Source organism: Alkalimonas delamerensis, from assembly GCF_030717955.1.
Taxonomy (GTDB): domain Bacteria; phylum Pseudomonadota; class Gammaproteobacteria; order Enterobacterales; family Alteromonadaceae; genus Alkalimonas; species Alkalimonas delamerensis.
In genome coordinates this window covers 484,334-509,272 of record NZ_JAUZVY010000001.1, presented here as the reverse complement: position 1 = coordinate 509,272, position 24,939 = coordinate 484,334, and the positions used below count along the sequence as shown (strand labels likewise).

Annotated in this window: 22 protein-coding genes; 2 read left to right on the top strand and 20 right to left on the bottom strand. The window is 53.0% G+C overall.

The genetic code is table 11. From position 1 onward, the window contains the following. Window positions 1–16: 16 nt before the first annotated feature. From Q3O59_RS02360 to Q3O59_RS02350, 3 genes are read right to left on the bottom strand one after another with little or no spacing between them, the layout of a single operon-like run. Window positions 17–622 (bottom strand): type IV pilus inner membrane component PilO, encoded by a 606-nt coding sequence (locus Q3O59_RS02360; protein ID WP_228591670.1) that lies wholly within the window; start codon window positions 620–622, stop codon window positions 17–19. Continuing rightward, complete coding sequence (locus Q3O59_RS02355) at window positions 619–1,182, bottom strand: PilN domain-containing protein (RefSeq protein WP_305944064.1); 564 nt, start codon at window positions 1,180–1,182, stop codon at window positions 619–621. The genes Q3O59_RS02360 and Q3O59_RS02355 overlap by 4 nt, the downstream gene beginning before the upstream one ends. Further along, window positions 1,170–2,249, bottom strand: a complete 1,080-nt coding sequence (locus Q3O59_RS02350; protein WP_305944063.1) for a pilus assembly protein PilM — start codon at window positions 2,247–2,249, stop codon at window positions 1,170–1,172. The genes Q3O59_RS02355 and Q3O59_RS02350 overlap by 13 nt, the downstream gene beginning before the upstream one ends. Window positions 2,250–2,400: 151 nt before the next feature. On the opposite strand from Q3O59_RS02350, the gene Q3O59_RS02345 reads away from it, so the two are divergent. Next, a complete protein-coding gene (locus Q3O59_RS02345; protein ID WP_305944062.1) occupies window positions 2,401–4,956 on the top strand; it encodes a penicillin-binding protein 1A in 2,556 nt (851 codons plus the stop codon). A gap of 57 nt (window positions 4,957–5,013) precedes the next feature. On the opposite strand, the gene argH is transcribed toward Q3O59_RS02345, so the two are convergent. The 8 genes from argH to metB form a co-directional block, all read right to left on the bottom strand. Beyond that, complete coding sequence (argH, locus tag Q3O59_RS02340) at window positions 5,014–6,396, bottom strand: argininosuccinate lyase (RefSeq protein WP_305944061.1); 1,383 nt, start codon at window positions 6,394–6,396, stop codon at window positions 5,014–5,016. 2 nt (window positions 6,397–6,398) lie between these two features. Then, complete coding sequence (locus tag Q3O59_RS02335) at window positions 6,399–7,619, bottom strand: argininosuccinate synthase (RefSeq protein WP_305944060.1); 1,221 nt, start codon at window positions 7,617–7,619, stop codon at window positions 6,399–6,401. An 8-nt stretch (window positions 7,620–7,627) separates the two neighbouring features. After that, a complete protein-coding gene (locus tag Q3O59_RS02330) occupies window positions 7,628–8,542 on the bottom strand; it encodes an ornithine carbamoyltransferase (protein ID WP_305944059.1) in 915 nt (304 codons plus the stop codon). 20 nt (window positions 8,543–8,562) lie between these two features. After that, window positions 8,563–9,333 (bottom strand): acetylglutamate kinase, encoded by a 771-nt coding sequence (gene argB, locus Q3O59_RS02325; protein ID WP_305944058.1) that lies wholly within the window; start codon window positions 9,331–9,333, stop codon window positions 8,563–8,565. Next, window positions 9,326–10,375 carry an N-acetyl-gamma-glutamyl-phosphate reductase gene (gene argC / locus Q3O59_RS02320; protein ID WP_305944057.1) on the bottom strand — a complete coding sequence of 350 codons (1,050 nt, stop codon included), beginning with the start codon at window positions 10,373–10,375 and terminating at the stop codon, window positions 9,326–9,328. Before argC ends, argB begins: the two co-directional genes overlap by 8 nt. A 157-nt stretch (window positions 10,376–10,532) precedes the next feature. Next, entirely contained in the window at window positions 10,533–11,435 is a 903-nt protein-coding gene (gene metF, locus Q3O59_RS02315; RefSeq protein WP_228589437.1) for a methylenetetrahydrofolate reductase, read from the bottom strand. Continuing rightward, window positions 11,436–13,826 carry a bifunctional aspartate kinase/homoserine dehydrogenase II gene (gene metL / locus Q3O59_RS02310; RefSeq protein ID WP_305944056.1) on the bottom strand — a complete coding sequence of 797 codons (2,391 nt, stop codon included), beginning with the start codon at window positions 13,824–13,826 and terminating at the stop codon, window positions 11,436–11,438. A gap of 4 nt (window positions 13,827–13,830) precedes the next feature. Further along, a complete protein-coding gene (gene metB / locus Q3O59_RS02305; protein WP_305944055.1) occupies window positions 13,831–15,144 on the bottom strand; it encodes a cystathionine gamma-synthase in 1,314 nt (437 codons plus the stop codon). 220 nt (window positions 15,145–15,364) lie between these two features. On the opposite strand from metB, the gene metJ reads away from it, so the two are divergent. Further along, complete coding sequence (gene metJ, locus Q3O59_RS02300; protein WP_228589434.1) at window positions 15,365–15,700, top strand: met regulon transcriptional regulator MetJ; 336 nt, start codon at window positions 15,365–15,367, stop codon at window positions 15,698–15,700. Window positions 15,701–15,869: 169 nt separating this feature from the next. Here metJ and Q3O59_RS02295 read toward each other — a convergent pair whose 3' ends face one another. The 9 genes from Q3O59_RS02295 to Q3O59_RS02255 form a co-directional block, all read right to left on the bottom strand. Next, window positions 15,870–16,460, bottom strand: a complete 591-nt coding sequence (locus tag Q3O59_RS02295) for a hypothetical protein (RefSeq protein ID WP_305944054.1) — start codon at window positions 16,458–16,460, stop codon at window positions 15,870–15,872. A gap of 662 nt (window positions 16,461–17,122) precedes the next feature. After that, complete coding sequence (locus tag Q3O59_RS02290) at window positions 17,123–17,383, bottom strand: hypothetical protein (protein WP_305944053.1); 261 nt, start codon at window positions 17,381–17,383, stop codon at window positions 17,123–17,125. Between the two features lie 305 nt (window positions 17,384–17,688). After that, on the bottom strand, window positions 17,689–18,222 hold the full coding sequence (locus tag Q3O59_RS02285; protein ID WP_305944052.1) for a hypothetical protein: 534 nt from the start codon (window positions 18,220–18,222) through the stop codon (window positions 17,689–17,691). Window positions 18,223–18,244: 22 nt separating this feature from the next. After that, window positions 18,245–18,751: a hypothetical protein gene (locus Q3O59_RS02280; RefSeq protein ID WP_305944051.1), complete on the bottom strand. Its 507-nt coding sequence runs from the start codon at window positions 18,749–18,751 to the stop codon at window positions 18,245–18,247. A 177-nt stretch (window positions 18,752–18,928) separates the two neighbouring features. Further along, window positions 18,929–20,146 carry a malic enzyme-like NAD(P)-binding protein gene (locus Q3O59_RS02275; RefSeq protein ID WP_305944050.1) on the bottom strand — a complete coding sequence of 406 codons (1,218 nt, stop codon included), beginning with the start codon at window positions 20,144–20,146 and terminating at the stop codon, window positions 18,929–18,931. A gap of 349 nt (window positions 20,147–20,495) precedes the next feature. Further along, window positions 20,496–20,972, bottom strand: a complete 477-nt coding sequence (locus tag Q3O59_RS02270; RefSeq protein WP_305944049.1) for a magnetosome magnetite crystal formation protein family — start codon at window positions 20,970–20,972, stop codon at window positions 20,496–20,498. 69 nt (window positions 20,973–21,041) lie between these two features. Continuing rightward, window positions 21,042–22,340, bottom strand: a complete 1,299-nt coding sequence (locus Q3O59_RS02265; protein WP_305944048.1) for an inosine/guanosine kinase — start codon at window positions 22,338–22,340, stop codon at window positions 21,042–21,044. Between the two features lie 56 nt (window positions 22,341–22,396). Continuing rightward, window positions 22,397–23,173: a peroxide stress protein YaaA gene (yaaA, locus tag Q3O59_RS02260; protein WP_305944047.1), complete on the bottom strand. Its 777-nt coding sequence runs from the start codon at window positions 23,171–23,173 to the stop codon at window positions 22,397–22,399. Between the two features lie 47 nt (window positions 23,174–23,220). Next, window positions 23,221–24,861 (bottom strand): response regulator, encoded by a 1,641-nt coding sequence (locus Q3O59_RS02255; RefSeq protein WP_305944046.1) that lies wholly within the window; start codon window positions 24,859–24,861, stop codon window positions 23,221–23,223. Window positions 24,862–24,939: the final 78 nt, after the last annotated feature.

The window sequence follows — 24,939 nt, the reverse complement described above, 5'->3', positions numbered from 1 at the left end:
ACCAACCATAACCACCTCATTGGTCAGCCTCCTTGTAACGGTATGTTTTCGCTACCACATTAAAGCGTAGTTGACCATTTTGCTCTGAGCTAATGGTGAAGTCATGCAAACTGACAATACGCGGCAATCGAGCAACTTCACTGACAAAATTACCAAATTGGTGATAACCACCAATTACCTCAATGCGAATGGGCAATTCGGTGTAGAACTCTTTCTCAATTTCCGGCATCCAGTTAATTCGCACAAAATTCAGCCCACTGGTGGTACCGATATAGGTAATGTCATCCAGCAATCCGGGAGTCTCATGTGTCGCCGGCAATTGCTTCAACAAAAATGAAAACGTCTGTTCCATTTCTGCCATTTGCTGCTTGTATGGCTCCAAATTCACCGCCGAGGCATATTTCGTGCGGTATTCTTGACGCAGCTGAGCTTCCTGACGCTGCGCCGCATTGAGATCATCAATCTTACTGCTTACCAACAAGTAGTGGCTAAGTGCAGCCACAGCGATAGCAAGCACTACTGCAAAAATAACTTTGACCACTGCTGGCCAGCTACCAATGTTGTCCAGGGTCAGTTCATTGACATCGATATTGGAGAAGTCCAGTTTAAAATCCAGCTTCATGGCGCTTCTCCTTGCATGGCGTCGAACTCCTGAACCCGGACATGCATCTTGAAATCACTCAGCAACTGGTTACTGCGACCGGTTTCGATAAACTCGAGCAAAGGGTCGGACAACAGAGCAGAGTCCTCTACCAGGCGAATCATGTTAGCCAGACGATTGTTCGATTCACTGCGTCCATGGATTAAAATGGCATTATCACGCTTCTCGAGACTGGTCAGATAGACACCACTGGGCACAACCCGTACTACCTCATCCATGATTTGTGTCCCTTGATTCCGCCCCCCCTGCAGTTGAGCAATCAAACTCATCCGTTGCTGCAAGCTGTTTTTGGTTTCGTTCAAATCGCGTATCTCAGCAATTTGGCGGTTGAGTTTGTTTATTTCACCTTGCAAGTACTGATTGCGCTTTTGCTGACCTTCCAACCGGGCGCTGTAGATTGAGCTGATGACAAACACCAGCATAAAGCTCATTAAAGCCACAGCTGACAATATAGTAATATACTGTTTTTGCTGCTCTTTTCTAGCTTCCTGACGCCAGGGCAATAAATTTATATGTGCCATGGTGAAAAACTCCTTAACGCAAGCCCGGCTGCGACCATTAACTGCGGTCCCTGGCGTTTTAACAAGTCTTTATCCACGGTACTGGCACAGGCCATCTCATGAAACGGCCGGGCTATCACAGTGTAAATACCCAGCTCATCGGTTAACAGCTTGTCGATTCCTTCCAGCAACGCAGTACCACCTGAAATCACCAAATAATCGATACTTTCTTTACCACTGGTGGTCAGGTACATCTGAACACCACGCCGCACTTGCTGCAACAACATGGTTTGGAAAGGAGCCAGTACTTCAAAAGTATAGTTTGGAGGCAGGTCACCACTGACCTTGGCTTGCTCAGCTTCTTCGTAGCTTTTGTTGTAGTAGGACAAAATACTGCGGGTGTATTGCTCGCCACCAAAAACCTGATCGCGGGTGTAGAGTGTTTTGCCTTTTTCAATCACCGACAGCAGGGTCATGGTCGCACCGATATCCACCATGGCAACCACTTTGTCTTTGGCATCTTCTGGTAATTGCTGCATGCACAAAGTGGCCGAACGGCTCAGCGCATAACTTTCGACATCAATCACCTTGCTGGTGAAATTGCCCAGCTCAAGAGCTGCTACCCTGCTCTCCACGCTTTCGGTGCGGGCAGCGCTCAGCAAGACATTGACTTTGGAAGGATCGGATTCGTTGATATCCAACTTTTCGAAATCCATGCTGACTTCATTCAGCGGATAAGGGATCAAACTGTCTGCCTCGACTTCGATCTGACTTTCAAGTTCAGCATCGGTTAAGGCAACATCCATAAAAATGACTTTGCTGATAACGGTCGACCCCGACACAGCGGCGGCAGCAAACTTGATCGAACGAGGAAATTTTTTCCGGATCTTACTCAGCACATTGCCAACAGCCTCGATGTCCTGAATTTCACGATCGGACATGGCACCTTTGGCCATGGGCTCGATGGCAAAAGCTTCAAGCTGGTATTTATCCTGTTGCTGACTCAGCAGCACGGCTTTCACCGAGTGAGAGCCGATATCGATGCCTACCATCATTGGAGACTGCTTTTGGAACAGTTGTTTTATCATAGCAACACACAGCCGTAGTGATTACATTTGTTATTGTTATACAATGTAGCTTAGATCCTTTTTAAAGGAATAAAAAGAGTTTATTCAAAAACAAACGACTATATACTAGTAGTTTAGTGGAAAAATTGACAGTTGTAACAGAGGCGGATGGGTGTCCTGGCTTAAAAAAATACTGATTTTGTGCCTGATTGGGCTTGTTGTCGCCATCCTGGGGGTGGCCGCAGCTTACTGGTATGTGAAGGATGATCTGCCTGATGTAAGGCAGTTGCAAGATGTCCGTTTGCAAACCCCAATGCGGGTTTTCACCGCCGATGGTGAGCTGATGTCGCAGTTTGGCGAGCAGCGCCGCATTCCTCTCACACTGGATCAAATGCCCCCGCAATTGATTGAGGCCTTCCTGGCTACAGAAGACAGTCGCTTTTACGATCACCCAGGCTTTGACGTGATTGGCATGATGCGGGCCGCCATTGTGGTCGCCAGCACCCGCGATGCAACCCAGGGGGCCAGTACCATCACCCAACAATTGGCGCGAAATTTCTTTTTGACCCGTGAAAAGAAAATCATCCGGAAAATTAAAGAAATTTTTCTGGCAGTCAAAATTGAGCGGGTGCTGAGCAAAGATGAAATCCTCGAGTTGTACCTCAATAAAATTGAGCTGGGCCATCGTGCATTTGGCGTCGGTGCTGCGGCTCAGGTGTACTTTGGTAAAACCGTCGATGAGTTAACACTGGATGAAATCGCCATTATCGCAGGCTTGCCCCAGGCACCATCCGTACTAAACCCTGTCCGTTCGCCAACCAATGCACGCAATCGACGCAACATTGTGCTCGGTCGGATGTTGACGATGAATTACATTACCGAGCAGGAGTACCGCGAAGCGCTGCAAGCGCCGGTGATTAGCCGCCGCCATGGCGCCCAGATCACCGCCTCCGCCCCTTACGTCGCCGAAATGGTCCGACAGCAAGTGGTGGATATGTATGGCGAAGACTTTGCCTACAGTGCAGGCTTGCAAGTGCATACCACCGTGAGCAAACCGATTCAGGATGCAGCCCGTCGCGCCGTGCAGCAAAATCTGTACGACTACGATGAGCGCCATGGGTACCGGGGGCCGGAAGCCAAGTTATGGCAACAGGATGACGAAGAAGGCCAGGATGCCTGGCCTGAGTCCGAGCTGCTGCGCTATTTAGCTGAGCAAAGCAGCCTGGAAGATCTGCTGCATGCGGTGGTGCTTGCTACCGAGGAGCAGACAGCTCAGGTGCTGATGGCCGATGGCCAGCACATCACTCTGCCCTGGGAAGGGTTAAAGTGGGCGCGCAGTTTTATCAGCGATCACCGCCAGGGGCATGCGCCCAGACAAGCAACGGATATTCTGCAGCCCGGCATGCACATTCGGGTGCGTCACAATGGTGAGCATTGGCAACTGAGTCAGGTACCGGCTGCCAGCAGTGCCTTCGTCGCGATGGATCCCAATACCGGCGCCATTCAGGCCCTGGTTGGTGGCTTTAGCTTTGCCCAAAGCCAGTTTAACCGGGCAACGCAGGCCAAGCGTCAGGTCGGTTCTACCATCAAGCCCTTTATCTATTCAGCTGCACTGGAGCATGGTTATACCCTGGCTTCCATTGTCAACGACGCTCCCATTCACCATTGGGACCAGGGAGCAGGCATTGCCTGGCGTCCCAGGAACTCCCCGGCGGTGTACGATGGTCCTATCCGGGTACGGGAAGCCCTGGCCAAGTCCAAGAACGTCGTGTCGGTGCGCTTAATGCGTGGTGTCGGTCTGGACGAGACCATTGCCCACCTGCGTAACTTTGGTTTTGCCGAGCAGGATTTGCCACGCAATGAAACTCTCTCCTTGGGCTCTGCGTCGTTAACGCCGCTGGAGCTGGCCAATGGCTATGCCGTTTTTGCCAACGGCGGCTATCTGGTCGATCCCTATGTCATTGACCGCATCTACAACGAGGAAGGCGAGCTGATTTACCAGCACCAGCCCAGGATTGCTTGCCCAAAATGCCAGCAAGAAACAGCAGAGCAACCGGCAGAGCTGGATAGCGAAGCTCAACTGGCTCAACTCTTTGCTGCCCTGGATGCCGGGCAAGAAAGCAGCGACAGCACTGCCTTGCCGGCCGCGCCACGGGTTCTGAGCGAACAAAATGCTTTTTTAATTCGTGAAGCGCTCAAGACCAGTATTTGGGGCGGTGGCAACTGGAACCGCGGCACCGGCTGGAATGGTACCGCCTGGCGTGCCCAAAGCTTGCAGCGACGCGATTTGTCCGGGAAAACCGGTACCACCAACGACTCCAAGGACACCTGGTTTGCCGGTTTCAATCGCCAGCTGGTCGGCATCAGCTGGGTTGGTTTTGACGATGCCAACCGCAGCCTGGGCCGGGCTACCTGGAACGCCAACCTTGGTCGGGATCAGAGCAGTGGCCTGGAGGCCGGTGCCCGAACCGCCCTGCCAGCCTGGATCAGCTTTATGCAAGTGGCAATGCAGGATATGCCCGCCGATCCGGCAGAGACCCCTTCGGGCATCAGCTCAGTGCGGATCGATGCTGAGACGGGCTTGCTAAGCCGTGCCAACGATCACACCAGCATGTTTGAGTTTTTTATGCGCGGTACCGAACCCAGTCAGCATGCCCAGCCAGGATCACCCAGCTTCTCTTTTGATGATGAAGTACCTGACACCGAGCTGCTGGAGCTTTTTGATTAGGGCGTATTGAGCACTCAAAACAAAACGGCCAGCTCTACCGCTGGCCGTTTTTTGTCGCTACAACTGTGCTGCGCACCAGGCTTTGGCTGCAGCTAAAGCGGTCTGCACCTGCTCTGGGCTGGTGCCACCCAACGCATTGCGTCTGGCCATACCGGCTTCAAGTGTCAGCGCCGAATAGACGTCGTCGTCAATCTGTGGGCTGATCTGCTGCATCTGTGCCAATGGCAACTGCTCCAGCGGCAACTGCTGCTGGGATGCCAGCAACACCAACTGACCGGACAAATGATGGGCATCACGAAACGGAATGCCCTTCCCAACCAGATAATCCGCCAGATCGGTGGCATTGCTGTAGCCAAGCTCTGCTGCCTGGCGGCAGACACCGGCTTTGACCGTTAAGTGCGGTAGCACCGTGGCCAATACCTGCAACGACTGTTGCCACTGCTGCATCAGCTCAAAAAAGCCTTCTTTGTCTTCCTGCATGTCTTTGTTGTAAGCCAGTGGCAAACCTTTCAGCACATGAATAATCGCCACCAGCTGCCCTAAGATGCGGCCACTTTTTCCGCGCAGCAACTCAAATACATCCGGGTTTTTCTTTTGCGGCATCAAGGAAGAGCCACTGCTGATGGCATCGCCCAGTTTGAAAAAACCGGCTTCGCCCGAGCAGAAAAAAATCACATCTTCGGATAAACGCGAGACATGCGTCATGCACAAACTGGCGGCCGCCGACAACTCAACCACAAAGTCACGATCCGACACTGCATCCAGGCTATTGGCAGCAGCAGCATCAAAACCTAGTTGCTGCGCCAGCCAGCTGCGGTCCACCGGTACACCAGTGCCCGCCAGAGCACCTGCCCCAAGTGGACACACATTCAACCGACTGCAGGCATCGTCCAAGCGGCCCAGATCGCGTTTCAGCATCTCGACATAGGCCAGTGCCCAGTGCGCCACCATTACAGGCTGAGCACGCTGCAAATGGGTGTAACCCGGCATCACAGCGCTGCCGGCAGCCTCAGCAAAATTCAGCAATGCCTGAATGCTGCCCAGCAAACTGCTGCGAACCCCAGCCGCCGCAGCCCGGGTCCAAAGCCGCAAATCGGTTGCCACCAGGTCGTTGCGGCTGCGGCCGGTATGCAGCTTACGCGCCACCGCGCCCAGCCGCTCCGTCAGTTGGCTTTCCACCCAGCTGTGAATGTCTTCTTCACCACTGGTCACCGGCAAGGTCGGCTCTGCCAGCAGCTCATCGGCCAGTTGCTGCAACGCCTGTTGCAGCTGCTCGGCTTCCTCTGCAGCAATCAGGCCCGCTTGCGCCAGGCCCGCGGCCCAGACTTTGGAAGCGGCAATATCCTGCTGCGCCAGTTGGTAGTCAAAGCGAATGGAGTCATTAAAAGCCTTGAACTCCTCCAGCGTCGCCTCGGTAAAACGCCCGCCCCACATCGCCATAATCAGGACTCCTGTGCTTTGCTATCAGCCGCATGCATTGCGCGGATCCGGCTGGCCAGGCTGTACAGCCGGATGAAACCGGCCGCATCCTGCTGGTTGTAGACTTCATCGTCTTCAAAGGTCGCAAAGGCTTCCGAATACAGACTGTGAACCGAGCGACGTTTCGCCACTGTGACCCGACCTTTGTACAACTTAACCACCACATCGCCGGTCAGCACTTGCGCCAAACTACTCGCCGCCGCCAACAGCGCATCTTTTAAGGGAGTAAACCAACGGCCATCGTACACCAGCTGCGCAAACTTAAGGCCAATTTCCTCGCGGTAATTCAGCGCTGTCCGATCATACACCAGCGCTTCCAGCCCCTGCAGCGCCGCCAGCAAAATGGTGCCGCCCGGCGTTTCATAGCAGCCACGGGATTTCATGCCCACCAAACGGTTCTCAACAATATCAATCCGGCCGATGCCGTGCTCAGCACCAATGGCGTTTAACAACGTCAGGGCATCCACCGGCTCCAGTGCCTGGCCATTGACTTTGCACAGTTCACCTTCGGCAAAGGATAACTCAACATAGGCAGGGTGATCAGGCGCCTGCTCTGGTGATTTGGTCCAGGTCCAGACTTGCTCGGACGGCTCGCACCAGGGATCTTCCAACTCACCGCCTTCGTGTGAAATGTGCCACAAGTTGGCATCCCGACTGTAGATTTTGGTCGCCGAGGAGGTGGTTGGGATCTGCTTTTCAGCCAGGTAATCCAACAAGGACTGACGGGAAGTGAAGTCCCATTCCCGCCAGGGAGCAATCACTTTGAGCTGCGGTGCCAGCGCAGCAAAGGCCCCTTCAAAGCGCACCTGATCGTTGCCTTTGCCGGTACAACCATGACTGAGCGCATCGGCACCCACCTTTAAAGCCAGCTCAACCTGAGCCCTGGCAATCACCGGGCGCGCCATCGAAGTACCCAGCAGGTACTGGCCTTCGTAGACCGCTCCGGTTTTTAAGGTTGGATAGACCACTTCACGCATCAGTTCGTCACGCAGGTCCACCACGTAGCAGCTGGAAGCACCGGAGGCAATGGCTTTTTCTTCCACTCCGGCCAGCTCCTCATCGCCCTGTCCCACATTGGCCACAAAAGCCACCACTTCACAGCCATAATTGTCTTTTAACCAAGGCACGATGGCCGAAGTATCCAAACCACCGGAGTACGCCAATACGACTTTTTTTACACTCATCTCGCACCTCATGCTAAAAGTTGGATCAGCACCGCATTTTGCGCGTGCATTCTGTTTTCCGCTTGTTGCAACACCAAAGAAGCCTGGCTGTCCAGCAGCTCACTGGTCACTTCCTGGCCCCGATGGGCTGGCAGGCAATGCATCAGGTAGCCGATATCAAGCCGCGCCAGCACCTCACTGGACAGCTGATAGGCACCAAAGCGCTGCTGCTGCTCAGCGGCATCCATCGAGTCTCCCATCGACACCCAGGTGTCGGTGTAAATCGCCTGGCTGCCATGGGCTTCGGATAAATGGTGGCTCAGTGTCAGTTTGGCGCCGGTTTTGGCGGCCAGTAACTGAGCCTGCTGCAGCACATGACCATCGGGTCCGTGGTTCGGTGGCGTAATCACCACCAGCGACATGCCGGCCAGAGCAGCGCCCAGCATCAGCGAGTGACAAACATTGTTGCCATCCCCGACAAAGGCTAGCTGCACTTTGCGTAAATCGCCAAAGGTCTCTTGCAAGGTCAATAGATCGGCCAGCGCCTGACAGGGATGGTACAGATCGCTGAGAGCGTTGATCACCGGGATCCCACTGCTGGCCGCCAGTTTCTCCAGCGTGCTCTGCCGGTACACCCGGGCGACAATGGCATCGGTCCAACAAGCCAAATTACGGCCAAAGTCTTCCACCGTTTCGCGCCCGCCCAGGTCGCCGTTTTGCTGATCAAGATAGACGCTGTGACCGCCCAGTTTCTGAATACCAACATCAAAACTGACCCGGGTTCGCAGCGAGGGCTTCTCAAACAACATCGCAATGCTTTTGCCAGCCAGTGCCTGCTGATACGCGGCAGGTTGCTGTTTCACCTGCAATGCCAGCTGCAGCAATTGCTGCAATTGTTCCGGATTAAGCTCCTGCAGCGACAGGAGTTGATGCATGGATGTCATAAGCGTACTCATTCGTTTTTTTAGGGATAAATGCGGGTTCCTACCGCCTGACCAGCCAACAAAGGCAGCAACAGTTCCGGCTGTTGCCAGCCTGCCACCACGATTGGACGTTGCAATGCCTGAGCAGTGTCCAGGGCCGCATCCAGTTTCACTTTCATGCCGCCTTTAATAACGCCCTCTGCCACCAATACCTTGGCCTCGGCAGCACTGAGCTTCGTCATTACACGACCATCGTCTTGCAGAATACCGGGCACATCGGTCAGCAGCAGCAAGTCGCCCTGCAGTAATTGACACAAGGCAGCTGCCGCCAAATCGGCATTGACGTTCAGCAGGGCGCCGTCGTAGTGACCAATCGAGCTTAGCACCGGGGTAAAGTGTTGCTGCAATAAGCTTTGCAGCAAGGCTGGCTGTCCTGGCAAAGCTTTGGCGACAGCGCCCAGCGCTGGGGTGCACTCAAAGCGGCAACTGCCGCCGGCCCCCAGTGTCAGCCCGACCGGTGCCAGCCCGGCCTGATCGGCCAGCGCCACCAACTCGGCATTGACCGCACCGGCCAAAGCCCCGGCAATCACCGGCATCTGCTCTGGTGGCGAAACCCGCTGACCATCGACTTTCTCGGTGACAAAACCAAAGGTATGCAACCAGCTTTCGACCTGAGCGCCGCCGCCGTGCACCAGCAGCAGTGGCCGGTTGGCTTTTATTTGCTGACAAACAGCCAGCAGCTCAGCAATGGCCTTAGGCTCCTGCAACAGGCGCCCTCCAAGTTTCACCACCAAAGGCGTTGCTTCAGTCACGGTACCCTCCTGCCAACAGGCCAGTCGACTCGCCAAAACCAAATTTCAGGTTGGCCAGTTGCACCGCTTGTGCCGCTGCGCCTTTTAACAGGTTATCGATGGCCGACACCACCACCAGCTGCTGGCCATCCTGCTGCCAGTAAAGATCGCAAAAGGCGGTACCAGCCACATCGGCCACATTGGGGGAACGATTAACTAAGCGCACCATCGGCTTGTGCTGATAACTATGCAGATAGGCCGCGCTGACATCCGCCGGACTGACTCCGGACTTTAAGCCAACACTAATGGTGGCCAGAATGCCCCGCTTAAAATTTCCCAGGTGTGGGGTAAAGACCACAGAGCGCCCCAGTGTCTGTTCAATTTCCGGCCGGTGACGGTGGCCGAAAAAGCCATAGGCCGCTAAACCCACTTCACAAAAGGAGGTGCTGAGGCTGGCTTTACGGCCGGCACCGGAGACACCACTGACCGCACTGATCACCGGTACCGCCCCTTCGGCCAACAGGCCGGCGCGAACCAATGGCAACAAGGCCAGTGCCGACGCGGTTGGGTAACAGCCCGCCACAGCAAACAGCGACTGCGCTAGCTGGTCGGTTGATATCCACTCGGCCAAGCCGTAAGGGGCTTGTGCCAGCAGATCCGGATGAGCATGATCGTAGCCATAAAATTTGGGATACAAAGCAGGGTCTTTTAACCGGAAGGCACCGGATAAATCAAACACCACCAGGCCCGCTGCCAGCAGTTTCGGTGCCAGGGCTTCACTTGCCTCGTGCGGTAAGGCCAAAAAGGCCAGCTCGGCGCGCTCAGCGAGCCCTTCCAACAGGGTGTCCTGCCACGGCAGGACCTGCAGCTCCAGCTGACCAGTGTAACGTGGGTACAACGAACAAAAGGCTTCGGGTTCCCGCCCCGCCGATGCATAAGCAGCCACCAGCTCGATGGCCGGATGCTGACTCAGCAGCTGCACCAGCTCAGCACCACTGTAGCCGGCAGCGCCCAGCACGATAGCCCGTTTTTTAGACAACACAATAGATTGAGATGACGACATCAGCAGCCTTCCATACCAGGATAAGCCGTCAGTCTACGGATTGAGGCAGCAAAATACAAGAATTATTATGCTATTTTTGTGAATTTTTACCCATAGAGGTAAGGTATCAAACAATCAGTCTGCCGGCCTTCCATGACCGACAGATGACAAGCCAGTTTTAGGCGCTCGCACTCACCGGGCGAACTCCCAGCAGGTGACAGATGGCGTAACTCAGTTCACTGCGGTTTAAAGTATAAAAATGGAAGTGATCCACCCCTTCCCGGCTCAGTACTTTCACCATTTCCATCGCAATATTGGCCGCCACCAAATTGCGGGTGGTGGCATCCTGCTCCAACCCTTCATAGGCTTTGTGCATCCAGCCTGGCACTGCCACGTTGGTCAAACCAGCAAATTTGAGCAATTGCTTGAAGTTGGTGACTGGCAAAATCCCCGGAATAATATCCACATCGATGCCAACAGCAGCACAGCGATCGCGGTAGCGCAAAAACTTTTCCACGTCGAAAAAGAACTGGGTAATGGCACGCGAAGCACCGGCATCCACTTTGCGCTTTAAATTCAGCAAGTCAAACTGAGCATTGGGCGCTTCCGGATGGACCTCCGGATAGGCAGCCACCGAGATGTCAAAGTCCGCAACCGAGCGCAAAATTTCAACCAGATCTGCCGCATAAAGCCCGGGTTTTTCTGTGGTTCCGGGCGGCAAGTCACCACGCAAGGCGACAAGGTGGCGAATGCCGTTGTCCCAATAATCGCGGGCAATTTGCTTCAGTTCATCGACGCTGGCATCGACACAGGTCAAGTGCGGGGCAGCAATCAAGCCCGTGCGCTGCTTGATGGATTTGATGATGTCGTGGGTACGGTCACGCTCACCGGAGTTGGCGCCATAGGTTACCGACACAAAGCTTGGTGCCAAGGGCGCCAACCGCTCTATCGATTGCCAGAGGGTTTGCTCCATCTGTTCGGTTTTGGGTGGGAAAAACTCAAAGCTGACTTTGGCTCTTCCTTGAACATCCTGCAAGTTGCGATTGATCGCATCTAAAAACTGGGCATTGGCAAAGGACATTTACGACAACCTCGATGAATAGGCAGCAGCGGGCAACTGCTGACAAAGCTGTGCCAGATCGGCATGCACGCCGCCAGCGGTTACGGTACGACCGGCACCGGGCCCTTTGATCACCAAAGGCAACTCCTGGTACCAGTCGGATTCAATCACAAATACATTGTCACAAGGTAAAATGGCCGCCAGCGGATCACTGGCCGGCACCTGCACCAAGCGAACTCTGGCCTGGACACCGGCTTCGGTTAGCGACAGCTCACCGACATAGCGTAGCTGCAAGCCTTGTTGCTGCGCTTGTTGCCAGGCGGCCTGCATCAGCGCATCGAATTCAGCGCGCTGTTGCCAGAACGCCTGCCAACTGTCACCGGCCAGTGATTCAGGCAGCAAAGGTTCCAGTGCAATGTCATCCAGCTCCAACGAGCACCCCATGGTACGCGCCAGCACCAGCAACTTACGCTGCACATCACGGCCAGATAAGTCTTCGCGCGGATCCGGCTCGGTGTACCCCAGCTCCCTGGCTTGCAGCAGCAGATCGGAAAAGGCACTGCTGCCATCGTACTGACACAGCAACCAGGACAAGGTGCCGGAAAAAATGCCACTGATCCGGCGTACCTGATCGCCAGCGCTGTGAAGCTCCTGCAAAGCACGTTGCACCGGCAAACCGGCGCCAGCCGTGGTAGTGCTGTACCAATGCAGCTGCTGCTGGTCCAAACGGTCCAGAATGGCCTGATACTCGGCTTCTGGCAAGGTAACACCTTGCTTGTTGGCACTGATGAGATGACAACCCGCCTCAATAAAAGCCGGGTATTGCTCGGCCAGTTGTTGGCTTGGGGTTAAGTCGATCAGAACCTTTGGCCCCTTCAGCTGAGCGATTTCGGCCAGCAAGGCCTTCTGATCCAATGGCCTGCCCTGCTGCATTTGCTGCGCCAGCTCTAGACCGTTGTCTGGTTCAAACACCATCTGGCGCGAATTAAACAACACAGCCAAGCGCAGTGCATGGCTGTGACAACGCTGCTGATGCCCCGGCAGTAAGCGCAAAAACTCCGCGCCAACATTGCCGGTGCCGGCGACGATCAATTGAATTTCCGGTCGGGGCTGAGTACAGCATTGATGCAGCTGGGCAAGATTCACCGCAGATAACTCCTGGTCGAACAGCCAGATGGCCAGTTCATGGTTTTGATAACGATGCGCCGGGGCCAGCCGCTTCACACAAGCCGCTACATCGGCTGGCAAGTCTGCTTGCTGGACCTGAGCGGGTTTTAACCAGGCGACAGCGTAATAGCGACTGGTGTCATGCACGGCGTGCACCTGATGCCTGGCCAGCAATTGCACCGCCTCGTCGGCGACCCTGGCCGGTAACAACCAAACATGAGCATCGCAGCTTTGTGGCAGCGCAATCACTGGCTGATGCAAGGCATTGGCCAACCAGCTGGCATTCAAGCCATGCAATTGATGCATGCTTAGCAGCACCATGTCGTGCAAATCGGTGACAAAGCTGGCCAAACAATCGGCATCCGGCAGGATATGGCAGCCGCTTCGCTCGGGCTCAAAGCTGGAACGCACCAGCAATTTGGTCTGGCTGTTGTGCAGTGGCGATAAGGTTCGGGCATGCAGCACCGGGTTGCCAAGCTCGGCCAGCAAACAGGCCTGACGCCAACTGACCTGCTGATACGGCACTGCAGCCGGCAGACGACGAGGATCGCCACTGTAGATGGCATCGACGTCGGTCCAGATGGTCACTTGCTCTGCCTGCACCAGTCGGCCAAGAATGGTGGCGGAGTAATCGCTGCCATTGCGCCCCAGCGTCAGACTGTTGCCCGCCAGGTCCCGACCAATGAAGCCAGTGACCACCCGGATACCGGGCTGGCAAAGCGCTTGTAAGTCCTGCTCGGATTGATCCCAGCGGACTTGCTGACCATCCACCGTCAAAAACTGCCGGCTGTCGAGCCAATCGGCCGCCAGCCCCAGCTGCCGCAGTAAACGGCTCAGCAACAAGGCCGATACCGATTCCCCCAACGCCAGCACATCGGCAGCACGGCCAGCCTGCGCCAGCTCTGGCAACAGCGCCAACCATTGTTGCAGCTGAGCCAATACGTCGCTTTGCTCAGGCTCGGTCAGGCTTTGCTGCACTAGCGTGGTCAGACTGTGCTGCACCTCGGCAAGCACCGGCTCCAGCGCTTCGCCACGGGCCGCCATATCCAGCAACTGGCACAGCTGGTCCGTGGTTTTGCCGGGGGCAGAAACCACCAGCCAGCACTGCTCTGGCGTCGCACAGTGCTGCTGCACTATGGCCGCCACAGCACGAAAACGTCCGGCATCGGCCAGACTGGTTCCACCAAATTTATGCACCTGAGCCAAACCCGCCCAGTGTGCTGTCGTTAAAGCTTGTGTTGTCATGCTGTCACCATAAAGCAGTCAGAGCCGGATTCAACCGGAACGACTGTGAAGATTCTTGCTGCGGCGGCACTTCGGTCGCCTCCGCGTTGCTATTCTTGGCCGAGACCTGATTCTTGGCTGAGCCCGCCCCGCCAGTTGGCGTCGAGGCTGCCTGGATGGCCGCATCCAGCGCCGCAAAGCCTTGGGCCAGATCGGCCAACAGATCCTCAATGCCTTCAATCCCGACCGATAACCGCAGTAAGGTTGGCCCTATGCCAGCAGTTTTCTGTGCTTCCGGGCTCATCGAGGCATGCGTCATACTGCCGGGGTGGCAAATCAGGCTTTCAATGCCCCCCAGGGATTGCGCCAGTGTGAAACAGTGCAAAGCATCCAGAAACACCTGCAACAGCGCCGGCTGCACCGCCAGGTCAAAGCTGAGCATGGCCCCAAAGCCTTGCTGCTGAGCCTTGGCAATAGCATGCCCCGGATGCTGCGCAAGCCCAGGGTAATACACCTGACTGACCAGCGGCTGTTGCTGCAAAAATTCGGCTATGCGTGCGGTGTTGGCCTGGTGCTGCTGCATCCGGGGCAATAAAGTGCGCAAACCACGTAGCGTCAGGTAAGCATCAAAAGCCGCCCCGGTAATGCCCAGACAATTGGCCCACCACTTGAGTTCCTCGCCAATGGCCTGATCGGCGCAAATTAATGCACCGGCCACCACATCGCTGTGGCCATTGATGTACTTGGTGGTGGAGTGCACCACAATATCGGCTCCCAGAGCCAGTGGTTGTTGCAGCACCGGTGTCAGAAAGGTGTTGTCCACCACAACTTTGGAACCGAGCTGTTTGGCCAACTGGCACACCGCCCGGATATCGGTAATTTGCAACAGGGGGTTGCTGGGTGTTTCCAGCCAGATCATCGCAGGCTTGGCGGCCTGAATGCGCTCGGCCCAGTCGGCTTGCTGGAAATTTACAATCTCCAGCTTAAAACTGCGCTTGCGCTCGGCCAGATTGGTAAACAACCGGTAGCTGCCGCCATAGCAATCGTGGGGGATCACCAGGGTGTCTTCCGGTGTTAGCAGTTGCAACGCCAGCACACAGGCGGACATGCCGGTGTTGGTGACGATGGCTTTGGCTCCGCCTTCCAGCTCCGCCAGCGCCTCGGCCAGCAGATCGCGGGTTGGGTTGTTGGAGCGGCTGTAATCATAAGCCCCGGCCTGCCCCAGAGCTTTCAACCGGTAGGTTGTCGTCAGGTACATCGGCGGCGTCACAGCCTCATGGGCAGGATCCTGGGCAATGCCCGCTCTGGCCGCGATGGTGGCAAAGTGACGTTGGCTCATATCAGCTCCACATGGTTTTAGATGTTTAGACGTCTAAAAGTATAACCAGATAAATGGCGATGTCAAAACTTTTCTCTGCTAAGATAATGCATATTGCTGGATGGCTATTTGACTGAAGCGGTAAAAGAGTTAAAATTTCGGCACTTGCTAATACCAGTACCCAATGGACAGGCAAGACTGGTAATTAAGCCCCTAATGATGACAATTACAAGGTAAAGTTATGGCTAAATGGAATGGTGAATACATCCACCCCTATGCGGAGCACGGTAAAAAATCCGAACAAGTAAAAAAAATTACGGTGTCCATTCCGCTGAATGTGCTGAAAGTTTTAACCGATGAACGCACCCGCCGTCAGGTCAACAACCTGCGCCATGCCACCAACAGCGAACTGCTGTGCGAGGCGTTTTTGCATGCCTTTACCGGCCAGCCCTTGCCCAGCGACGAGGACTTACGCAAAGACAGCCCACATCAGATCCCACAAGAAGTGCGCGATATCCTGACCAGCATGGGCAAACCCATCCCGGAAATCATCGAAGCCGAAAACGCTGAAGATTAACCCGAGCCCCAGCTAAAAAAACCGCAGCCCTGAGCTGCGGTTTTTTTAGCTGGATTTAACTTGCACTGCACCCCATTCTGCTGGCGCTGTACCGCATTGCCAGCCCAGCTGTTTTACACTGATCACTTCTGCCGGAATACACTACTCGCCCCGCTGGGGTTTTGATCTATCAATCTCCAGTACGGGGTCTATCTCGCGCTTTTTGCTTATGTTGTTTGTTTTTGTAATCCAGCCAGCGCTCTCGTAGTGCCTCTATCAATGCCAGTGCAATAAAGAAAAAAGCCAGACACCAAGGATTAGGGTTGTAGTGAACACCTAAGCCTCTTGCTGGGTAAATTAAGGGCTTATTGGGGCTTACTAGATCTACTGCATAAATCCATAATGCCCCTTCGGCATCACGACTCAGTACCCCTTGATATGTTTTAGTATAAAATACAGCTTGTTGAGGATCTCTTGCTAGATGCATAATAGAATCTAGGTTGTTGCATTTCTGCCAACTACCGAACCAAACTCCCCTTTCTCTTAAAGAGGTATATAAAATAATATCATCTTGACCTGTTAGCCTTGGAACACAATCAAAGGTATAAAGTATCCCCTCAACTTTTATCAGCTCAGCTTCATCGACACCATCGGTGTAGTACCTGAAGTGCCAGGTTAAATAAAGCAGAATAACGATCAGTACAATTTGTAACGGCACCGGCAAAGTTTTTAACCAAGCCATAACTTTTAATTGTTTGGGCAACGTCGGGATTTTTTGCACGGATTAATCCTTTTTATCAAGAGACTTTGCTAATTCCGCAGAATCTATACGACCACTCACGGAATAAATAGGCGTGCGGCTTACCACATTAGCTACCTAAAAGTTAGGGGGCTTAGCCTAAGGGATCCCCACAAATTTCTGCAAATTCAAAAATATCAACCGGCATCTCTAACAGATCGCCTGTAGACAAAAAATAAAATAACGCTCCCTACAATATTAAAAAGCAAAACAATAAAAAGAGCGAACGAAAGGCTTTTTTTCATGACAAAGGAAGCTAGCAGTGGAATTGCAACGACAAAAACAGAATTAGCTATCAACACAAGGAAAAAGCACAAATGAATAAAGTCACTGTCATTCCCAGGCTCCGGGGCAGTCGCGAAAAACAAAACTAAAAATAAAAAAAATAACAATAGGCTCCATTTCCAAATAGAGATTATTTTTTCAGATGCAATCATTAAAGAACCCAATTCAATTGTTTTTTGCGCCAAAGTAAAATTGTCAGAATATTTATTTTCTCTGCCCCAAATTTCTTAAGCTGAGTCTCCCACTGCCACTCCTGCTGTTTTACACTGATCACTTCTGCCGGGATGCACTGACCGGGCTGCTGGTATTTTTTGCATAGTTGGCATGAATAACTCTTAAGCAATTACAACTGCGGTTAACTACTTATTCCCTTCTAAAGCCTCTGATTTTTTTTCTTGCTCATTCTCAGCAAAAAAAGCGATAAAAATTAGTGATACTAAGCCGAAAATACCGAACAATACAAAAAACCAAAACAAAACGGGTTCTCCTACCCTTGAAAAGGTAGTGCCTCTTACATGAATACTTCCTTTTCCAAGAACATTGATCAATCCATTCGCGATCCATCCTGCCACTAAGAGCAAGACAATATTCTTTGCATTTAACCTTTCAAAAAGTCTCATCAAATACTCCTAGGGCTCGATTTCTTTATCAGGTTTAATCGACTCAATTCTGCCATTCACTTGATAAAAAGCAACCCCCTGCATAGTACTACGATCAGATTACTGCTCAAAAAACAATATCTCCATAATTTCTTACACTCTCTGAAGATTGTTGTGAAACAGATTGTGATACTTCCAACTAAAGCCAACTATAAAAATTGGGGGGGCATAAATCTTAGAGCAGAGTGAAATTATCAGACTACTTTATTTTTCTTTGACCTCGAATATCCCGTAATTTCCTGAAGCTTCGTAGCTAGTATAAGCTATTATCTATTTAATTTTTTCTTAGCTTGATATATATCCCACCACTTATCACGCAGGTTATCGGCCAAAACAAAAGCGACGCAAGCCAAAAGAATCGCCAATATATTTGGATTTAAACGTTTTCCTAGCCCATTTGCTGGATAAATTAGTTGTTTCCTTGGGGATTTTACATCGACAGCGTAAACCCTTAAAACCCCATCTGTTTTATTTATTGTACTGAATATTCCTCGGGTTTTTTGGGTATAAAAAATTACTTCCTGTGGCGAAGCTGCATATGACATAGCATCGGATAGATTTTTACACTTTTGCCACGCTCTCAGCCATATTTCCTCTTCTCTCAAAGAGGTATAAAGTACGATGTCATCAGAACCCCGAAATCTGCTCTTGCACTCGAAGCTATAAAGAGTTCCTTCAACTTTCGACAGCTCAGCCTCATCCACACCAGTAGTGTAATAACGAAAATGCCAAGCTAGAAAAAGCAGAGCACAAATCAAGATGCATTGGGCCGGCACAGGCAACCGTTTCAATCGAGCCATAATCTTCGATTCTTTGGGCAGCCTAGGAATCTTCTACATGGTTTATGTCCAGCGTTATCAGGGTGATGTTTGAACCCACTGCACTCCCCTCAAGAAAAACCCAATACAAATCAGAATCCCGCGAGTCTTTATCGAGCAGCAAAATTAATGTCTTCTCATTAAAATGGATTGTCAGGCTATTGCGTTCTGTTGGATGCGAGCCTCGATGCTTAGTTTGCTTTCTATTTGCGAACGCATACCTCAGTTGCTCGCGCATTTCTGCCGAAACGGAAGCATCGTTCAGTGTCACGACAGAGTCCTCAGCCATCAGCGCGTAATCTACGTAATCAAATATTCTAACCCTTGCATACAACTGCAAAGAGAACGCTAAAATTATAGAAAGTACAAGCACATAAAAAGGCCAACCCAACACGTCTCGTACTGGCTTTTGTGCTTTTTTAAGCATGTTTATGCTAAAGAAAGCCATCGGGAACAATGCTAGAAGCGTAAGAAAGAAGAATATGCTTGAGTAATCAAAAAATTTAACCATGATTCCGTCTTTTGGTTGCGGCTAGCAATCTAAGGCTGAAATAAGCACCATCTCGATTTCATCTTTATAACACTGCGAAAACTCATCACCTACACTTTTTATTAGCTGAAACACAAAAAGCACCCGCAGGTGCTTTTTGTGAAACGGCAGTACTACCGGTTTTGCAGAGCTGTCACGCTAAATTCGAGCGACACCGGAGGCGATAGCAGCGTCGGATACGGCTTTGGAAACCCGCTCCAGCAGCCGTGGATCCATCGGCTTGGGAATAATGTACTCCGGGCCAAATTCCAGCGCGGCCACATCGGCGGCTTTTAATACCGCCTCTGGCACCGGCTCTTTGGCAATGCTGCGAATTGCTTCTACTGCGGCGATTTTCATTTCATCGTTAATTTCTCTGGCACGCACATCCAAAGCACCGCGGAAGATAAACGGGAAGCAAAGCACGTTGTTCACCTGATTTGGGTAATCCGAACGGCCGGTGGCCATAATAATATCGCTGCGGGTAGCGTGAGCCAGTTCCGGCTTAATCTCTGGATCCGGGTTGGAGCAGGCGAAAATAACCGGCTTGTCGGCCATCAGCTTCAGGGCTTCCGGTGGCAAGACATCCGGCCCGGAGACACCGACAAAGACATCGGCACCTTCCAGTGCATCTTCCAGCGTGCGCTTGTCGGTGTTGTTGGCAAACAGCTTTTTGTACTCGTTCAGATCGTCGCGGCGGGTGTGGATCACGCCTTTGGTATCCAGCATGTAAATGTATTCACGCTTCGCACCGCACTTAATCAGCAACTCCATGCAGGCAATGGCGGCAGCACCTGCCCCCATGCAAACAATGGTGGCTTTGCTGATGTCTTTGCCCTGAATTTCCAGTGCATTCAGCATGCCCGCCGCCGTTACAATGGCAGTGCCGTGCTGATCGTCGTGAAACACCGGGATGTTGCAGCGCTTGATCAGCTCTTTTTCAATCTCAAAGCACTCTGGCGCTTTGATGTCTTCAAGATTGATGCCGCCAAAGGTATCGGCGATGTTGGCCACGGTGTTGATAAACTCTTCGGTGGTGCGATGACTGACTTCGATGTCGATCGAATCCAGGTTGGCAAAGCGTTTAAACAGCAGCGCCTTGCCTTCCATCACCGGCTTGGACGCCATCGGCCCCAAGTTGCCAAGGCCCAGAATGGCCGAGCCATTGGAAATCACCGCCACCAGGTTGCCTTTGGCGGTGTACTTGTACACATCGTTGGGATCTTCTGCAATGCAGCGCACCGGCTCGGCCACGCCCGGGCTGTAGGCCAGAGCCAAGTCGCGGACCGTTTCGGCCGGCTTGCTGATTTCAATGCTGATTTTGCCGGGTTTGGGTTCGGCATGGTATTTCAGAGCTTGCGCTTTAAAATCGGACATCGTCGTTTCCTGAATGGGTTGTAGGGTGCATTCGGGTGATGGATTCAGTTCATCACAGGCGGGCTTTGTACAGGGCTGCTATTTTATCCGCGGACGTTGCGGAAAAGAATCGTTGTTCGTCACCTCGTACCAGTCACTGCTGCCATCCAAAGATTAGTGCATTTACTCTGGATGTAAAGCCGTCTGGAATGATTTATAGCAAGTTTTTTCGCCAACGCCAAGCGCCCGGCCGGATAGCGGCTGCTGGCAGTGCTAAAGGATGCAGTCAGAATGGATGCTCATGCAGCGCAGCACCCGGCGAGCCTTAGTGGCCCGGCCAAAGGCAGGGTGCGACTGCATAAAATTTTTTTTACTCAGATTCCGACGCATCAACACGAAAAAACCGGATCGACAGCGGGTAATTGGCAATCACACCCTCTTTGGCTTTGATGGCCCCCAACACCGTGAAGGCAATGGAACAGATAACCAACGCCAACAACATCGGAAAACCAATGATAATGACGGTTAGCAGCAGCGCAATAAAGCCGTACAACACCACGCTTAATATCCAGTTAAAAATCACCTTGCCGTGCCGGTCGATGGTGCTGTCTTCATTGCGCGCCAACCACATCACCAAAGGCACCACCCAGCCCAACAGCGGCAAAATAAAGACGCACAGCTGGGCCAGATGCATCAGCATGCTGTAGTGATTGGTTTGCATCACAAACTCTGTCAGCCCATGACTGGGTTGATCAAGGATTTTCTGCTTTTGCTCGGCGTATTCTTGCTCGGTGAGAATGCCCTTTTCCCGCAGTTCGTTCAGTTTTTCCAGTCGCTGTAAGTCCATTCGTCACCTGCTTTATTGCTGCGATTTACGAATAATGTAGCCAAGATAACGCCAAACAGCAACGTGCAGTTAACGCTCCCAGTAGGCTTCTTCCAGGCTGTCCTCGCGCTCTGGCAGCCCCTTGCTGAGGCGAGAGCCATACTGCACCAGGATTTCATAGCTGACCCGGTTGGCGTATTTGCATATTTGGGCAAAAGAGGAATACGCCAGATAAGGGTACTCGTGTTTGCTGGATTTGGGTTGCAACTGCCGGTGGTGGTGGTTGGCCGCCATATCGTGCAGCAAAGCCGCCAGGGCGCCATCACCGGCCCCGTTGGTGTTGGCTATCCGCTCGGGCCCACCCAGATAGGGATCGATGTGAGAATAGACTTTCAGTGGCTGCTGACAATCGCGTTTGAGCATTGGCCGGCTGAATTCAAAACGGTTAAAGTCGGCCAGGCTGCCGGATTTGATCGGATGGCTGGTTTCACGTTTTAGCGCCTCGTCGGTGTAACCGCATAAGTACAGACCCTTAGCACCGGCGGTAATCAACACCATATCGACCCACTGCAAAATCTGCTCGGCTGCCAGCAGCGGATCGGCAAAGCCGGTTAACGCTTCGGCTTCCTGCTCATTCATCGCCAGAATTTGCACATGCTGCATAGCCGTCTGCTGAATGCTGTCGCGCAACGCCTCGACCAGATGACGGGTTCCTAAGCTCATCACCACCGGAACCTGCTGCTGATTGGCCAATTCCAGCGTATGCTGCATGGCAGCAATGATCGGCTGACCGGTGGCTCGCAGCGGGTAGGCACTGAGCACCAGTGCCGAGGCGTTGCTGACCAGCTCGGCTGGAATGGCTGCTGGAGTCAGTTGATCCATATCGCCCGGATCAATCACAAAGGTGCGTTCGCCATCGGGTGTAATCAGGGTAATGCCACGGCCTATATCACCGGTAACCCCTTGCAGGTGGTTTAAGTCGACTTTGCTGCTGGTATGACAGAGGTAATGATAGGCCGGCGAGCCAAGGGTGATATTGGCCGACATGACACCCAATAACACCGATTTGTCGTCGGCCAGCACCGAGTAATTGTGCACGGTATTGCCAATGGTGCCGCCGGCAAAATGATCCGAAATGGCACCACAGTTGAGCAATTGCTGGTAGATGTCATTGGCTTTGTCGTGTGCCACCAGATTGGACAGCCCCTTGCCAATGCCATGCTGCGCTAAAAAGGCATCCTCCACCTTGGCCACCACATCGACAATGACCTGATCCAGCCCGACCACATAGGTATCCCGTCCCGGATCCACTTCAAAACGCGGCAGCTCCGGCTTGGGAGCTGACACCGGAAAGTAGTGTTTAATCTTGCGGTGGCCGGGAAACTTCATGGCGGGTCTTGCCTCTGCACAAAAAAAGGGGCGCTAGTTTACTTGATTGCCCGGCCTCAGGCTACTTGATCCCGCAGGAAAACCAGTTCTTGCTCGGTCGATTGTGCGGCGCAAAAATAATAGCCTGCAGAATCAAAGGCTTTTAGCTTTTCTACCGAATCCACCTGCTGTTCAATCACGTAGCGCGCCATCAGGCCCCGGGCTTTTTTCGCATAAAAGCTAATGACTTTGTACTGACCATTTTTGGCGTCTTTGAACTGTACATTGACGACTCTGGCGTTCAGGGCTTTGGGACGGACCGCTTTAAAATACTCCTGCGATGCCAGGTTCAGCAACAGATCACTGCCAAGGGTCGCCAACTGCTGATTGAGCTGCTCGGTGATGCGATCCTGCCAAAAAGCATAGAGGGTCTCACCGGCTTCGGTGTGCAAGCGGGTGCCCATTTCCAGCCGGTACGCTTGCATCAAATCCAGCGGTCGCAACACGCCGTAAAGACCGCTTAAAATCCGCAGGTGCTGTTGGGCAAATTCCAACTGCGGTTGGCTCAGGCTGGACGCATCCAGTCCCTGATAAACATCGCCATTAAAGGCCAAAATGGCTGCGGTGGCATTGTCCTGGGTAAATGGGCGCTGCCACTCGGCAAAGCGAGCTGCATTCAGCCCGGCCAGCTTATCACTGAGCTTCATTAAACGGGCAATATCGACCGGGGTCAGCTGACGACAGACGTCAATCAGACGGCTGGCGTCATCCAGCAAGGCCGGTTGGGTCAACGCCATAGCAGGCGCTGCTCTGTCCATAGCCAGATCTTTGGCTGGCGAAATCACCATTAACATTGTCTCGGTATCCTGTTCAGTTCACTATGAAAGTTGCCACTAACGAGTCAGGCTTTGGCCGACTGCGAAGCGGTTAACTTGTAGGGCTCAGCCAACTGCTGATAAATAGCGGTAAAGCGTTCGGCATTGCTGCCGGAAAGCTGACTTTGCTGCAACAGCTGACTCAGCAACTGCGCCATGGGCCTTAACTTCTCTGCCGGTGGCAGGTTGGCCAGTGTTTGCCACAAACTAAGCGCCAGGCTGCTATTGGCCGGCATGTACAAAAAAGCCTGCCACAATCGGCCTAGTGCCTGGGCAAAGGATTGAGCCCGGTAATCTTTTTGCCCTTGCTGCATCCAGCCCTTCGTCTGTGACCATAACTGCGTCAGCTGCTGCTGCCAAAAAGCGGCTAAAGCGGACTCAACAGCGCCGGATAAATCCGTACTGACGGCAGCAACCGACAACTTAGCAGCCACTTGCTCCAACCCTTTTTGGTCGCCAAAAGCCAGTTTCAGCAGTGCCAAATCCACCCGGGCAGCCAAGGACCAGTGGTTAGGGTCCTGCTGCAAAGCTTCATTCAAATAGTGCTGAGCCTGCGTCCACTGCCCCTGCAATAAGGCAATACGGGCTTGCACCAGCTGCAGTTCAGGTTGCAGGCTGTCGGTCAAAAAACGTTTCGGCAATGCTTGCAAGGACTCTTCGGCTTTGGCCAGCAAGCTGGCTGGTCGCAGCGACTTGCTCTGCGCCACTTTCAGCAGCTGCAACCGAGCTGGGTTCAGGTAGTGCTGCGCCGAATCCAGTGCACTGTATCGATGCTGTTGGCTGGCTTTTTGCCAATAGCGAATGGCCTCATCGGTGTCCTGGCACAAGGCCGCAAGCTGCGCTTGCACCTGAACCACTTCAACCGACTGTGGCATAGCGCGGGCCAGTTCCTGAGCATAACTCAGCGCTTGCTCGGGTTCTTGCTGCTGCAACGACAGTCGTATCAGCCAATCCAGAGCTTCCGGTCGGGTTTCTTCGGCTTTACTCAGCAACTGCAACTGCTTTAAAGCCTGGTTGTTCCCAGTCTGAAACAAGGCAATGGCGTTGCCCAACAAGGCCCAGCTTAACTCCCTGCTTTGCAAGATTTGCTGGTACAAGGCCACCGCCTGTTGCGCCTGACCTAATTGCAGCAACAACTCCCCTTTCAGACGCAACGCATGGAGCGCATGCGCCGGCGCCTCTTTCACCACCCGGTCGCACTCCAGCAATGCCTGCTCAGGCTTCGCCGGCAGTGCCTGAAACACCTTGCGCAAGGCCAGACGCTGTTGCATCGCCCTGGCCAATTGTTTTTCCAATGTCAGATACGTGAAGGGTTTTTGTATGTAGCAATCTGGCTGGCGCTGGCTGATGCCAAACACCACTTTACGAATCGAGTCGGCGCTGATCAGTGCCACGCAACTGCTTTCTTTCAACAACTGGCGCTTTTTCAGCGTCTCGAACAGTTGCACACCATTGAGTCCATTTTCCAGCTGAACGTCGGCCAACACAAAATCAAAAGCCGTCAGTTCGGCTTTCTCCAATGCACTGGCCGCATCGGCAACTGCGGTAATCTGCTCGAAACCTATCTGCTGTAGCATGCCCCGAATCGAAGCCCGGATCGGCTCACAATCTTCGACCAGCAAAATACGTTTGGTTTGATAAAAACTGCTTTGGAAAATCATGGACATCCTGTGATAAGTTTCCAGCACGGGCTCGCGCAGTTTGCTAATTATGGCACTATAGTAATATCAGCTGGTCTGCGCAAC